13 protein-coding genes are annotated in these 12,992 nt (G+C 69.8%); 8 read left to right on the top strand and 5 right to left on the bottom strand.

The window, feature by feature from the left end; translation table 11 throughout:
• Positions 1-70: 70 nt before the first annotated feature.
• The 3 genes from AB0N16_RS04615 to AB0N16_RS04625 all read right to left on the bottom strand — a co-directional run bounded on the left by AB0N16_RS04615 (position 71) and on the right by AB0N16_RS04625 (position 2,618).
• On the bottom strand, positions 71-709 hold the full coding sequence (locus AB0N16_RS04615; protein ID WP_365793023.1) for a DUF6262 family protein: 639 nt from the start codon (positions 707-709) through the stop codon (positions 71-73).
• Positions 710-859: 150 nt separating this feature from the next.
• Positions 860-1,900 (bottom strand): tyrosine-type recombinase/integrase, encoded by a 1,041-nt coding sequence (locus AB0N16_RS04620; RefSeq protein WP_365793025.1) that lies wholly within the window; start codon positions 1,898-1,900, stop codon positions 860-862.
• A 316-nt stretch (positions 1,901-2,216) separates the two neighbouring features.
• A complete protein-coding gene (locus tag AB0N16_RS04625; protein ID WP_365793027.1) occupies positions 2,217-2,618 on the bottom strand; it encodes an NUDIX domain-containing protein in 402 nt (133 codons plus the stop codon).
• Between AB0N16_RS04625 and AB0N16_RS04630 the strand changes: the two genes are divergently transcribed.
• From AB0N16_RS04630 to AB0N16_RS04645, 4 genes are all read left to right on the top strand, one after another.
• Entirely contained in the window at positions 2,619-2,771 is a 153-nt protein-coding gene (locus tag AB0N16_RS04630) for a hypothetical protein (protein WP_365793029.1), read from the top strand.
• 351 nt (positions 2,772-3,122) lie between these two features.
• Positions 3,123-3,542, top strand: a complete 420-nt coding sequence (gene panD / locus AB0N16_RS04635) for an aspartate 1-decarboxylase (protein WP_365793031.1) — start codon at positions 3,123-3,125, stop codon at positions 3,540-3,542.
• A 21-nt stretch (positions 3,543-3,563) separates the two neighbouring features.
• Positions 3,564-3,908: a GNAT family N-acetyltransferase gene (locus tag AB0N16_RS04640; protein ID WP_365793033.1), complete on the top strand. Its 345-nt coding sequence runs from the start codon at positions 3,564-3,566 to the stop codon at positions 3,906-3,908.
• 10 nt (positions 3,909-3,918) lie between these two features.
• Positions 3,919-4,551: an aspartate/glutamate racemase family protein gene (locus tag AB0N16_RS04645; protein ID WP_365793035.1), complete on the top strand. Its 633-nt coding sequence runs from the start codon at positions 3,919-3,921 to the stop codon at positions 4,549-4,551.
• A gap of 588 nt (positions 4,552-5,139) precedes the next feature.
• On the opposite strand, the gene gndA is transcribed toward AB0N16_RS04645, so the two are convergent.
• Positions 5,140-6,579: an NADP-dependent phosphogluconate dehydrogenase gene (gene gndA, locus AB0N16_RS04650; protein WP_365793037.1), complete on the bottom strand. Its 1,440-nt coding sequence runs from the start codon at positions 6,577-6,579 to the stop codon at positions 5,140-5,142.
• 353 nt (positions 6,580-6,932) lie between these two features.
• Between gndA and AB0N16_RS04655 the strand changes: the two genes are divergently transcribed.
• Entirely contained in the window at positions 6,933-8,108 is a 1,176-nt protein-coding gene (locus AB0N16_RS04655; RefSeq protein WP_365793039.1) for a transglycosylase family protein, read from the top strand.
• Here the strand turns inward: AB0N16_RS04655 and AB0N16_RS04660 are convergent.
• A complete protein-coding gene (locus tag AB0N16_RS04660; RefSeq protein WP_365793041.1) occupies positions 8,098-9,318 on the bottom strand; it encodes a DMT family transporter in 1,221 nt (406 codons plus the stop codon). The two genes, AB0N16_RS04655 and AB0N16_RS04660, sit on opposite strands and share 11 nt — an antisense overlap.
• Positions 9,319-9,549: 231 nt before the next feature.
• Between AB0N16_RS04660 and AB0N16_RS04665 the strand changes: the two genes are divergently transcribed.
• From AB0N16_RS04665 to glgC, 3 genes are all read left to right on the top strand, one after another.
• Entirely contained in the window at positions 9,550-10,317 is a 768-nt protein-coding gene (locus AB0N16_RS04665) for a (2Fe-2S)-binding protein (RefSeq protein WP_365794023.1), read from the top strand.
• A gap of 38 nt (positions 10,318-10,355) precedes the next feature.
• Entirely contained in the window at positions 10,356-11,507 is a 1,152-nt protein-coding gene (gene glgA / locus AB0N16_RS04670) for a glycogen synthase (protein ID WP_365794025.1), read from the top strand.
• Between the two features lie 92 nt (positions 11,508-11,599).
• Positions 11,600-12,820, top strand: coding sequence for a glucose-1-phosphate adenylyltransferase (gene glgC / locus AB0N16_RS04675; RefSeq protein ID WP_351744298.1), 1,221 nt, complete (start codon positions 11,600-11,602; stop codon positions 12,818-12,820).
• Positions 12,821-12,992: the final 172 nt, after the last annotated feature.

Genomic DNA, 12,992 nt, shown 5'->3' on the forward strand with positions numbered 1-12,992 from the left:
GCCGCGTTCATCCTCGGTGGCCCATGAGAAACGCCCTCGTCGCACTCGTCGAGGAACGCTTCCAGTTGCCTCATGACCGACGCGAGGGCGTGGATCGTCTGGCGGTCGAGAGCGACTGGGGCGGAATCGGGGGCGGGGTGCATGAGGGGTCCTTTTCCAGGAGTTGGACCTCGAGGTCCGCGATGCGTTTGTCGGCGAAGCGGAGGTTGGAGCGGGCACCTTCGAGTCGCTCTTGGAGCTTGCGGTGCTCCTGTGTGAGCTGGTTGACCCGGTGTTTGAGGGTGGTGTTCTCGGTGGTGAGGGCCTGCACCGACTCGCCGGGGACCATCTGGTCGAAGTCGCGTAGTTCACCCATGAGTTCACCGATGCGCTGCCGCTGAGTGCGTACCTCCTTCTGGGCTCGGGCCAGCTCCGCCTCGGCGTTGAGTGCGCGCTCGCGCCAGGTGGCCTCAACGCGATCGTGTTCGTGCTGGTTCTTCTGGTCGTGGCGGCTGCGGCTATCGGCGACCGCGTTCTTTACGAGGGCGCGGGCGCCGACGTTCTCGTAGAGGAACGTGGCGGAGACGCCCGCGCGCTGAGCGATCGCTTTGACAGTGAGACGTCCGCGTTCGCGGCGTAGGTGGCGGATCGCAGTTTCGACCCAGGCGAGCTTCTCCTCGCTTTGGCGCTTGCGAGCGGCGATGGCGGCCTCGGGGACGGTGGGCCTCATGCTGCGGTCCCGTCTGTCTGGTGCTGGGCTAGTCCCTGAGCGCGGAAGGCGGTGGCCCAGACACGGCCGAAGTACTCCTGTGGCCGGCGGAGATCGAGTGCGAGGGCCTCATCGAGTAGACCGACGGCTCCGAGGGTCTTTTCGAGGCCGTCAATTGCGCGGGCCGTGGGTTCGAAGATGTCGTGCAGGTAGTCCGCGGTCGCACTGTCGGATGCCCCCTCGCATGGCGTGCCATTGTTCGCGCTTGCGGTGCCAGTAGACGAGGTCAGCGCCGGACATGACGAACTTGTCGCAGTTATGGCAGTCCATATTCCACGGGCACGCCTGCCCGTCGACAACTGCTTGGAAGGTGCAGAAGCCACCCTCGGCAGGCGTCGACTTGCGCGAGAGGTCGATGGCAAGGGCCTCGGCCTCTGCGCGGGTCATGGGTTTGCCTGAGGTGAGAGCGAGGCCGGGCTGGGCGGCGCCGGGGCCGGCGACCCAAACGGCATTCAGCGCGTCGTTGAGTTCGGAGTCGGTGTTGGCGATGTGTACGTAGTGCTCGGCCATCACCGCCGAGATCTGCCCCAAGTACCGTTTAATCTGAGTGAGGTTCGCGCCTGCCTTGAGGAGTTTTGTGGCTAGCGTGTGCCTTGCCTGATGAGGGACTCCATGACCTACGTCGAGTGTCTCCAGCCACGTGCGGAACAGCTTGAGGAACCACTTGTAGCTGACGCTCTTGAGTAGTTGCCGGTTACTCGCTCGACGCGGAAATAGGGCGATCTGGCTTCGTTCTTGTGGTGCTGGCGGGTAACCTACCCTCTGAATGTATCGATCGATTGTCTTTTTCTGGCGCCGCTCAAGGCGAAGGTATAGCCGCTCGGGAATCCGAATCGCCTCGTCGAGATTTCCAACTTTCGTTTGGTCGTGCCAGAACAGGGGAACGCCGTTCAAGCGGCTGATGCAATCCAGTCGTACCTCGCGAACCTCCTTTCCTCGCCGCCCGGTGAGGACTTGGGTTTCCCAGATATCCCGGATGCCACGGTCGTCTTCGTCGGCTTCCTCTAACCTCTCCAGGTTCTGCTGATTGGCGACGGCCCGAGCGAGAACATCTGGAAAGGGGCGCCTACGCCCCGTTCGCATGTCGCCGCCCGGCAGCGCAAGCGCGAACCGGCGGTCAAGGCCGAGGCGTTCGGCATCACCGGAGTCCAACCCGAACCGGAGCACGCGGCGGGCGCCGTTGAAGGTGGCGGACTGAATGCACTTCGTGACAAATACGAGTCCGCTTCCTCGTCGACCGAACAGTCTGGCCAGACGATCGAGTACGACAGCCCGCCGCCCGATCTCTTCAACACCTGGACTCTGAGATCCCCAAGTACTACTCGACTACGCGCCACTCGTGCCTCCTCGCTGATTCTTCCCATGTCCTGAAGACAACTGGGGAGGTTGGTTAATACGAACGGGACAGTGGAGGAGAGGGTCCGAACGAGTGACGCTGGGACTCGTGGGGCGGTCGGTAAGTTGTAGATCAGGGCGGAGGCGTTGGCCAATTCCGGTTCGGCTGACGGCCGGAATTTGAGCAGCTTCTCGCGCACGGTCGGGAGGTCACCCGGTCCCCGGGCCGCCTCTCGATGCCGCCGATCTCTTCTTCCTGCAGCATGACCGGTGCCTCGGTCGTGGTGTGCAGGCGGAAGAGGAACCGGAGGTCGAAGTGCTGACAGCCGGGTTCGCCTTTGCCGGGGTGAGCGTTGATGTCGTGGATGTCGATGTCCAGAGGAACGGTCTCGTAGCCGGGCCACGGCGTGACGGACTGGGGCGGGATGCCGGTCTCCTCGTGCAGCTCTCGCAGCGCTGATGATGCCAGGGAGTCGTCTGAGGGCGCGGTGTGTCCGCCGGGAGTGAGGACCTTCCCGCTCGCCAGCTGCAGCACGTGCAGGACACGGGCGAGCTGGTCGACGACGACCGCGCCGCAGGTGACGTGTCCGGTGAAGGTGGAACGGCTGGCAATGTCGTCACCGGTCCGGTCCAGGGCTTCCAGGAGGTCGCCGAGCTGCTCGCGCTCATGAGGGTGCGAGCGAGGTAAGTATCGACGGTGGTGCGGATGTGGTCGTGCGACAACGGCATGGGGCTACCTCATACTTCCGGTCGAGCGCCTTCGCTCCTGACTGCCGTCCAGACCGTCCGCGTGACGGTGATCACGGACGTCCTTCGGGGGTGCTGCGTAGGCTTGGGCCGTCGCCACGGTGGGGTCCGCGAGAGTGGGCGAAGCCTTCCCCGGCTACCTGACGGGGCGTCAGGAACGTCGGCAAGTGGTCAGCATGAGTCCTGAAAAACCTGGGGACAGCTGCCGGAACACGCGACTCGTTGTAGGGTGTGGAAACCGCCCTTGACCTGCAAAAACGCAGGCAGGGAGCCTACTTGTGGGAGTGCCCCAATGTTGCGCACCATGTTCAAGTCCAAGATCCACCGAGCCACCGTCACCCAGGCCGACCTGCACTACGTGGGATCGGTGACCATCGACGCCGACCTCCTCGACGCCGCCGACCTGCTCCCCGGCGAGCTGGTGCACATCGTCGACGTCAGCAACGGCGCCCGGCTGGAGACGTACGTCATCGAGGGCGAGCGGGGCTCCGGAGTCGTCGGGATCAACGGGGCGGCCGCCCATCTCGTGCACCCCGGAGACCTGGTGATCATCATCAGCTACGCTCAGGTCACCGACGCCGAGGCGCGTACGCTTCGGCCGCGGGTCGTGCACGTCGACCACGACAACCGCGTCGTGGCGCTCGGCGCCGACCCGTCCGAGCCGGTACCCGGCTCGGACCAGGAGCGCAGCCCGCAGGCCGTGTCGGCCTGACCGGCGGACCAGGAGGGCGACATGAGCGAGATCGAGATCCGCGACGACCGGCAGGCCGGTCGTCTGGAGGCGGTCGCCGGCGACGAAGTCGTCGGCCACGTCGAGTACTTCGTGCTGGAGTCGCCCTCCCGGGCCCTGGTGCCGGTCCACACCATCGTGGAACCGGAACACGAGGGGAAGGGCATCGCGGGCTCCCTCGCCCGCGAGCTGTACGCGATCGCCGAGCGCGAGGACACCCCGGTGGCCCCGCTCTGCCCGTACGTCGTCAGGTGGGCCGAACGCCACCCCGAGGTGGCGCCGGCGGCGGACCCCGAGCTGCTGCGCGCGGCGAAGGAGTGGCTGGTCGCTCACCCCGGCCGCTTCTGAGGAACCACAGGTGCTCGCCCTCCTTCACACGTCTCCCCTCCACATCCCCGTCTTCGAGGCCCTGCGCGACGAGGACCACCCTGGTCTGGGGCTACGGCACCTCGTGGCACCGGAACTCCTGGCCCGGGCCCGCCGGGAGGGCCCCGAGGCGGTGGCACCGGAGGTCACGGCGGCCCTGGAGCGAGCGGCGGCGGACGGCGTGCGGGCCGTGCTCTGCACCTGCTCGACGATCGGCGAGGTGGCGGAACGGGCCGCCGGAAAGGTCGGCGTCCCCATAATTCGGGGCGATCGTCCGATGGCGGCGGCGGCAGTGACGGCGGGGCCCCGCGTCGCCGTCCTGGCGACGGTCGAGAGCACCCTGGCCCCGACCCTGGCCCTGATCGAGGACGAGGCCCGCCGCGCGGACCGCCCGATCCGCGCCAGCGCTCAGGTCGTGCCGGACGCCTGGACCCACTTCGAGGCCGGCGACATCGAGGGATGCGCCCGCCTGGTGGCAGCCGCCGCGGACGCCGTCACCGACGCCGACGTGATCGTCCTGGCACAGGCTTCGATGGCCTCCGCCCAGCGGCTGACGACCACAGCCGTGCCGATCCTCTCCAGCCCACGCCCCGGCCTGGCGGCGGCAGCGCGGGCGGCAGGGTGAGAGTGCACCGGCCCCGTTCGGGTACGTGGGATGTACACCCCAGAGGTGAAGTCGAGCCACTGGCCGGAGGACACCATGACGAACCCGCAGCCCACCCCGGTACCCCCTGACCCCCAGCCTCCGGACCCCTACCCCAGCCCGGTCCCCACCCCCGAACCACCCCCAGCCCCGGGCCCCGTCCCCACACCGCCCCCACCACCGACCCCCACCCCACCCCCCGTCCCCCCGAACCCAGACCCCACCCCGGAACCGGGCCCACCCCTCACCTGAGAACCCGAACCCCCCCAACACCCCACACCAAAGACACCCCCAGGGGACGCGGGGACTACGCAAACCCCACGACGGCCCCACACCCGAGACCGAAACCTCGGCCCCCACCCCCCTCAGGGGCGCGGGGAACTGCGCAAATCCCACGACGGACCCGCACCCGGCCAACAGCCTGGGCGCCCCACCCCCCTCAGGGGCGCGGGGAACTTCGCAAGACCTACGACGGACCCGCGCCCGACCGACAAGCGGCCCTCATCGAGGGCGCGGGGAACCGCGCGAGCCCGCAGCTCACCCGCACCCGTCTTGAACAACCAGGCCCGACTACGCGGTGACCTCGCTGCGGTCCCCGCCCCACAGCGTGTGGAACGCACCCTCCCGGTCCACCCTCCGGTACGTGTGCGCCCCGAAGAAGTCCCGCTGCCCCTGCGTGAGCGCCGCAGGCAACCGCTCCGCCCGCAGCGCGTCGTAGTACGCCAGCGCCGCCGAGAAACCGGGCACCGCGACCCCCTCCCGGGTCGCCGCGATGATCACCTCACGCCAGTCGTCCTGCGCCCCGGCGATCTCCCGGGCGAACGTCTCGTCGGACAGCAGGCTCGGCAGATCCGCCCGCGCGTCGTACGCCGCGCGGATCCGGTCCAGGAACGCCGCCCGGATGATGCACCCGCCCCGCCAGATCGAGGACACCGCACCGAGGTCGATGTCCCAGTCGTACTCGTCGCTGCCCGCCTGGATCTCGTGGAAGCCCTGCGTGTACGACACGATCTTCGACGCGTACAGCGCCTGCTCCACCCGGTCCGCGAAGGCTCCCGCCTCCGCCTCGGACAGCGGCGTCGGCTTCGGCCCCGCCAGCCCGCGCGAGGCCGCCCGCAGATCCGCGTGGCCCGACAGCGAGCGGGCGAAGACGGCCTCGGCGATCCCGGACACCGGCACGCCCAGGTCGAGCGCGATCTGCACGGTCCAGCGGCCGGTGCCCTTCTGCTCGGCCTGGTCCACCACCACGTCCACGAACGGCTTGCCGGTCGCCGCGTCCACGTGCGCCAGCACCTCCGCCGTGATCTCGATCAGGTACGAGTCGAGGCGGCCGGTGTTCCAGGTCCGGAAGACGTCCGCGATCTGCGCGGGGGAGTACCCGGCGACATCCCGCAGCAGTTGGTACGCCTCACCGATCAGCTGCATGTCGGCGTACTCGATGCCGTTGTGGACCATCTTCACGAAGTGCCCGGCGCCGTCGGGGCCGATGTGTGTCACACACGGCGCGCCGTCGGCCGCCTTCGCCGAGATCTTCTCCAGCATCGGCCCCAGCGAGTCGTACGACTCCTTCGGCCCGCCCGGCATGATGCTCGGCCCGTGCAGCGCGCCCTCCTCGCCGCCCGAGACGCCCATGCCGACGAAGTGGATGCCCTGCTCGCGCAACGCCTTCTCGCGGCGCCGGGTGTCCGCGAAGTGCGCGTTGCCGCCGTCGATGATCATGTCGCCGGGCTCCAGGAGCGGTGCGAACTCCTCGATCACCGCGTCCGTCGGGTCACCGGCCTTGACCATGATGACCAGCCGGCGGGGCCGCTCCAGGGCCTCCACGAACTCCTTGGCGGTCTCGGCCGCGATGAAGTCGCCCTCGTCCCCGAAGTTCTCCACCAGCTCATGTGTCTTCGACACCGTGCGGTTGTGCAACGCCACCGTGTAGCCGTTGCGCGCGAAGTTCCGGGCGAGGTTGCGGCCCATGACCGCGAGACCCGTGACGCCGATCTGCGCCGAAGTGCTCATACCGCCTGCTCCTCAAAGATCAAGTCGATCCCGTAGAACGTGCAAGGGATGCTGCCGCCCCTCATGCCCGCCAGTATTGCCCAAAGGCCATCCTGACTCGCCGTTCGACCGGCCGCACTTGCAGATACGGACCACAGGCGCCGACGCCTCAGTAGCCTCGGGAGACACTTCCCAGGGGTGCCGTGCGGTCCGCCGGGCTGACGGCGGATCAACTCGGCTCCGACCCGCGCCGCTTCACGGCGTGACGGCGGTGCCCCCAGGTACGAGAGGCGGCTGATTGCTGTCTTGTCATGGCCTGTTCGGGGCACTTACTTTTGGCCTTCCTGACGCGCGTGGCGAGGGGGATCTCAGACATGGCCGAACGCGGGCGGCACCGCCGGTACCAGCCGAACAGGATCAACCGAGCCTCACTCACCGTCACGGCGGGCGGTGCCGGGCTGGCGCTGCCGCTGGCCGCCGCCGGGAGCGCCGACGCGGCCTCCGTGTCCACCTGGGACAAGGTCGCCGCCTGTGAGTCCAGCGGCGACTGGGGCATCAACACCGGCAACGGCTATTACGGCGGGCTCCAGTTCACCCAGTCCACCTGGGAGGCCTACGGCGGCACCCGGTACGCGCCGCGCGCCGACCTCGCCACCAAGGACCAGCAGATAGCCGTGGCCGAGAAGGTCCTGGGCGGACAGGGGCCGGGCGCCTGGCCCGTCTGCTCGGTCCAGGCCGGGCTCACCCGCGGCGGCGGCACACCCGAGGTGCACACCGAGAGCGCCGCCACCCGCCCCGCCAAGAGTTCGGTACGGGACGTACAGCCGCAGACCACACCGCAGTCCCGGGCCGGCAAGGCCGAGATGTACACCGTGGTGCACGGCGACACGCTCTCCGGGATCGCCGAGGAACACGACGTCACCGGCGGCTGGCACCGGCTGTACTCGGCCAACCGTGCGACGGTCGGCTCCGATCCCGACCTGATCCTGCCCGGCCAGCGACTGAGCCTGACGGGCCACGCCGCCGAGGCCGCGAAGACCGAACCGTCGGCGAAGAAGACGGCGGCCAAGACGTCCAAGCCGGCCAGGACGAAGACCAAGGCCAAGCCGGAGGCCAAGACCAAGAAGGCCTCCTCCCACAGCGATCACTCCCTCGTCGCCCCGGTCGACGCCCCGATCGGTACGCCGTACCACGCGTCCGGCTCGCACTGGTCGAAGGGCTACCACACCGGTGTCGACTTCCTCGCGCCCACCGGCACCTCCGTCAAGGCGGTCGAGGCCGGGCAGGTCGTCACGGCCGGCTGGGGTGGTTCGTACGGCTACCAGGTGGTGATCCGGCACGCCGACGGCCGCTACTCCCAGTACGGCCACCTCTCGGCCATCTCCGTGCGGGCGGGGCAGGGCGTGTCCACGGGGCAGCGGATCGGCCGCTCGGGTGCCACCGGAAACGCCACGGGCCCGCATCTGCACTTCGAGGTGCGGACGGGGCCCGGTTTCGGCACGGACATCGACCCGGTCGCCTATCTCCGGGCCGGCGGCGTCAGGATCTGACCCGCATCCGGCGGCGGTCGATCACCGGGGCCGGCACGTAGCCTGCGGCGGGAAGCAGGACGTCGGCCACGTCTGTCACGGACGCGGTGCGCTGCTGGGGCATCTCGACCCGCGGGGGCCGGTCGTCCCCGTCCGCCAACGCCCCGGCGAGGACTCCGCCCGCCTCCGCCAGACCGGCGACCGCCGCCAGGTCCACCTCTGCCGTACCGGCGGTCGCGAGGCCCGCGTCGGCCATACCGCCCTCCGCCAGGCCCACCTCGGTCAGGTCGGTCGCCGTCGTCAGGTCCGTCTTCGGGAGGCCGGTGTTCGTCAAGCCTGTCTCCGCCAGTTCCACGAGTGCCTCGACCAGCGGCTCCGGTGTGGTGTCCGCGGGGTGCGGTGTGTGCTCGAGGCGGTCGGTCGTCAGCAGGATCAGGCCGCCCGTCGCCACCACACCGCAGGCCAGCGCCAGCATCGTGCCCGTGGTGCCGTAGCGGAACGTCTCCTCGAACATCGTGATGCCGACCGCGGCGGCCAGCACCGGGTTGACCACCGTCAGCGTGGCCAGCGGCGCGGCGAGGCCGCCGCCGCGGTACGCGGCCTGGGAGATCATGACGCCGGCGACGGCGTAGACACCGATCACGGCCAGCCACAGCCCGTCGGACAGGGCGATCCCGCCGTCCCAGTCGATCGCCACGACCTTGGTGAACACCGAGGACATGCCGAAGGCTATGCCGGACGCGACGGCGAGCAGCACGCTGCGCACCGCCGGGTGCCGGTGCGCGGCCCGGCCCGCGACCATCAGCGTGACGATCGCGGCGCCGGTGACCAGCGCGACCCCGGTCCGGCCGGCGGAGTCCAGGGTGTGGGAGTCGGAGGAGCCCACCAGGGAGAGCAGGCCGGCCAGACCCACGGTGGCCATGATCGCCCCCCGCCAGGCGGTGGAGCCGGCCTTGCGGCCGACGAACAGGGCCGCCATGGGCAGCGCGAACACGATGGTGAGCGCGCCCAGCGGCTGCACCAGGCTGAGCGGGCCGTAGGCCAGCGCCACGACGTGCAGCAGTCCACCGAGGCCGTTCAGCGCCATCGCCCCCCACCAGCTCGGGCGGCGCAGCGGCGCGTACTGCTCGTCAGGGGAGGTGACCGCGACCTGCTCCTGCACGATCGCTCCGCCGGCGTAGGCGACGGCGGACACGAAGGACAGCACCACGGACAACGCGAGGGAACTCATGCAGGGCTCCTCTGCGTCAGGCGGATCCGCAGGGCGGTTCCGCACGGTGAACGGTCGGCTTCCATGAGCAACACTCTGCCCGCCCGAACGCTTCCCGTCGTCGTACCTGAGCACCCAATGCCTCGTACTACCGATGGAGTAGGGGAGGTCTCCGATCATCCCCAGGGTGGGCGACGGCGGGTGGAGAGCCGGGGCTACGGGATCCCAAGAAGCCTGGTACTACTGCTGTTCGTGGACCTGGACCCCGATCTCGCCGCGCTCCGGCCGCTCGGCGGCTTCTTCGTCCTGCGCTCGCTCCGATCGGCGGCCGGAGACCGGGAGGCGGTACGGATCGCCGAGCTGTCACACCTCGCAAAGGCCTATAAAAAGGTCACATCGGATGTTTACGAAAATGTGCTAACTTTCCGTGTTGGGCTGGTGGCGGACCGTCTCCGCACTCCGGAGCTCCGGGTCGCCGCCTCCATCGCCCACCAGGGACTCGCCGCCCGGCTCTGGTCCGTCGCCCTCGGCTGCGCCGCCCGCTACGGCCGCCTCCCCGACCTGGACCCCCGTCTGCTCCGCTGGGACGCCGGCGCCGCCGCCCCCGACGACCTCTGGCTCACCGAGGTCCGGCCGCTGCCCGGGGGCGCCGGACCGGCCACGCTCGCGGACGCCGTCGTACAGGGCCATCTCGAACCCCTGACGGAGGCCCTGCGGGCCCGCTACGGTGTCGCCGCCGGACTGCTGTGGGGCAACGCGGGCTCCGCGCTGGCCGCCGCCGCCCGCGAGCTGGAGCGGTGGGCCCGTGCCGACGGCCGCCCCGAGGCCGCGGACCGGACCCGCGCCCTCGTCGACGCGCTCTTCGAGCACCCCCTGCTGAGCGCCACCGGCATCCGCACCGGCCCGGCCTTCCGGCGGCGCAGCTGCTGTCTCTACTACCGGGTGCCCGGCGGCGGGGTCTGCGGTGACTGTTGTTTCACACAACCACCGCGCTCTTCCCCGCGCGCCGCATCTGGGTGACCATGGAACAACCGGCCGTGGAGATCAGGGGGTTGCGGGTGCGAGTGGGACTGCTGACCCGGGAGTACCCTCCGGACGTCTACGGCGGTGCGGGTGTTCATGTCGAGTTCCTCGCCAAGGAGTTGCGGCCCCTGGTCGACCTGGAGGTGCACTGCTGGGGCGAGGGCCGCGGGGTCGGCGTCGTCCGGCACCGCCCCTGGTCCGCGCTGGACACCGCCAACGACGCGCTGCGCACCTTCTCGGTGGACCTCGCCATGGCCGCCGGCCTCGAAGGCCGCGAACTCGTGCACTCCCACACCTGGTACGCCAATCTCGCCGGCCATGTGGCCAAGCTGCTGTACGGCGTCCCGCACGTGGTGACCGCGCACTCGCTGGAACCGCTGCGCCCCTGGAAGGCCGAGCAACTCGGCGGCGGATACGCCCTGTCGAGCTGGGCCGAGCGCAGCGCGATCGAGGCCGCCGACGCGGTGATCGCGGTCTCCGGGGCCATGCGCGCGGACATCCTCGGCTGCTACCCCGCCCTGGACCCGGCGAAGGTCCACGTCGTGCACAACGGCATCGACACCGCCCTCTACCGGCCGGACCGCTCCACCGACGTCCTCGCCCGGATCGGCGTCGACCCGGGCCGCCCCTATGTGCTGTTCGTCGGCCGCATCACCCGCCAGAAGGGTGTTCCGCATCTGCTGCGCGCCGTACGGGACATCGAACCGCGGGCGCAGGTCGTGCTGTGCGCCGGGGCGCCCGACACCCCCGAGATCGACCGGGAGTTCCGTGAGCTCTTCGAGGAGCTGCGCCGGGTCCGCGAGGGCGTGCACTGGATCCCGCAGATGCTGCCGCGCGCGGACGTCATCCAACTCCTCACCCACGCGGCCGTGTTCGCCTGTCCCTCGGTGTACGAACCGCTCGGCATCGTCAACCTGGAGGCGATGGCGTGTGGCACGCCAGTGGTGGCGTCCCGGGTCGGCGGCATCCCGGAGGTCGTCGAGGACGGCAAGACGGGGCTGCTGGTCGACCTGGACGACGACTTCGAGGCGGGCCTGGCCCGGGCGCTGGACGCTGTCGTCGGCGACCGCGAGACGGCCCGCCGGATGGGCGAGGCCGGACGGGAGCGCGCCGTGGGCGAGTTCGGCTGGGACGCGGTGGCCCGGCGAACGGTCCTGCTCTACGAGGAGATCCTCAAGCAGTCGTAACTGGCAGGCCGCCTGTTCGACGCGATCGGGGTACAGGCTTAGCAGGAGTGCTTCGAGGGCAGGCATGGAGCACCAGGGTGAGGGGAGCGGCCATGCGTCGTGGTGGGCCTTCGGTACTCGGGATCGTGCTCGCGGGCGGGGAAGGCAAGCGCCTGATGCCCCTGACCGCCGACCGCGCGAAACCAGCTGTCACTTTCGGCGGGACGTACCGTCTGGTGGACTTCGTGCTGTCCAACCTCGTCAACGCCGACGTGCTGCGCATCTGCGTGCTGACCCAGTACAAGTCGCACTCGCTGGACCGGCACATCACCACCACCTGGCGGATGTCCAGTCTGCTCGGCAACTACGTCACACCGGTCCCGGCCCAGCAGCGGCTCGGCCCACGCTGGTACCTGGGCAGCGCCGACGCCATCCTGCAGTCGCTCAACCTCGTCCATGACGAACAGCCCGACTACGTCGCGGTGTTCGGTGCCGACCACGTCTACCGCATGGACCCCCGGCAGATGCTCCAGCAGCACATCGAGGGCGGCGCCGGGGTCACGGTCGCGGGCATCCGCGTACCGCGCGTGGAGTCCTCGGCGTTCGGTGTGATCACCCCGGGCTCGGACGGGCAGACGATAGAGACCTTCCTGGAGAAGCCGGCCGACCCGCCGGGGCTGCCGGACGCCCCCGACACCGTCTTCGCCTCCATGGGCAACTACATCTTCACCACCAAGGCCCTAGTCGAGTCCCTGCACCGGGACGCCGAGGACGACGACTCCGTGCACGACATGGGCGGCTCGATACTGCCCCAGCTCACCGCCCGCGGCGAGGCCCAGCTCTACGACTTCGGCACCAACCACATCCCCGGCGAGACCAGCCGCGACCGCGGCTACTGGCGGGACGTCGGCACCCTCGACGCGTACTACGACGCCCATATGGACCTGATCGCCGAGCGGCCCGCCTTCAACCTCTTCAACCGCAGCTGGCCCATCTACACGCACTCCTACCAGCTCTCCCCGGCCCGCTTCAACGCCGGCGGCATGGCGAGCGAGTCCATCATCAGCGCCGGTTGCCTGATCCGGGGCCAGGTCACCCGGTCCGTACTGTCACCGGGCGTGCGCGTCGACCCGGGTGCCGTGGTCCAGGGGTCGATCCTGCACGACAACGTGGTCGTGGGGCGGGGCGCGGTGGTGCGCGGCGCGGTCCTGGACAAGAACGTCGAGGTCCCGCCCGGCGCCACCATCGGCGTCAACCCGGACCGGGACGCGGAGCTGTACACCGTCTCCAAGGGCGGGGTGATCGCCCTCGGGAAGGGGCAGCTGGTCTCGTAGCTCCCTCCGCGTACTCCGGGCCCGGCGCCGTTCCCGCGCCGGGCCCGCCCCGTTGCGCTTCCCGTGCGGTGGTCCGCCGGTCGTGCGACGCGCTGCACACGAAACCACCCAGGTGCCGGGCTTTGCGGTCTTTCCCCCTCACGATGCAGACAACGATGTCGAACCTTCGGAG

Source organism: Streptomyces sp. NPDC051105, assembly GCF_040682795.1.
GTDB lineage: Bacteria > Actinomycetota > Actinomycetes > Streptomycetales > Streptomycetaceae > Streptomyces.

What these genes read in the sequence shown, in the direction of transcription:
- AB0N16_RS04655 (WP_365793039.1), top strand. Translation starts at nt 6,933, where the DNA reads ATGGCCGAACGCGGGCGGCACCGCCGGTACCAGCCGAACAGGATCAAC.
- gndA (WP_365793037.1), bottom strand. Translation starts at nt 6,579, where the DNA reads ATGAGCACTTCGGCGCAGATCGGCGTCACGGGTCTCGCGGTCATGGGC.
- AB0N16_RS04640 (WP_365793033.1), top strand. Translation starts at nt 3,564, where the DNA reads ATGAGCGAGATCGAGATCCGCGACGACCGGCAGGCCGGTCGTCTGGAG.
- glgC (WP_351744298.1), top strand. Translation starts at nt 11,600, where the DNA reads ATGCGTCGTGGTGGGCCTTCGGTACTCGGGATCGTGCTCGCGGGCGGG.
- panD (WP_365793031.1), top strand. Translation starts at nt 3,123, where the DNA reads ATGTTGCGCACCATGTTCAAGTCCAAGATCCACCGAGCCACCGTCACC.
- AB0N16_RS04660 (WP_365793041.1), bottom strand. Translation starts at nt 9,318, where the DNA reads ATGAGTTCCCTCGCGTTGTCCGTGGTGCTGTCCTTCGTGTCCGCCGTC.
- AB0N16_RS04615 (WP_365793023.1), bottom strand. Translation starts at nt 709, where the DNA reads ATGAGGCCCACCGTCCCCGAGGCCGCCATCGCCGCTCGCAAGCGCCAA.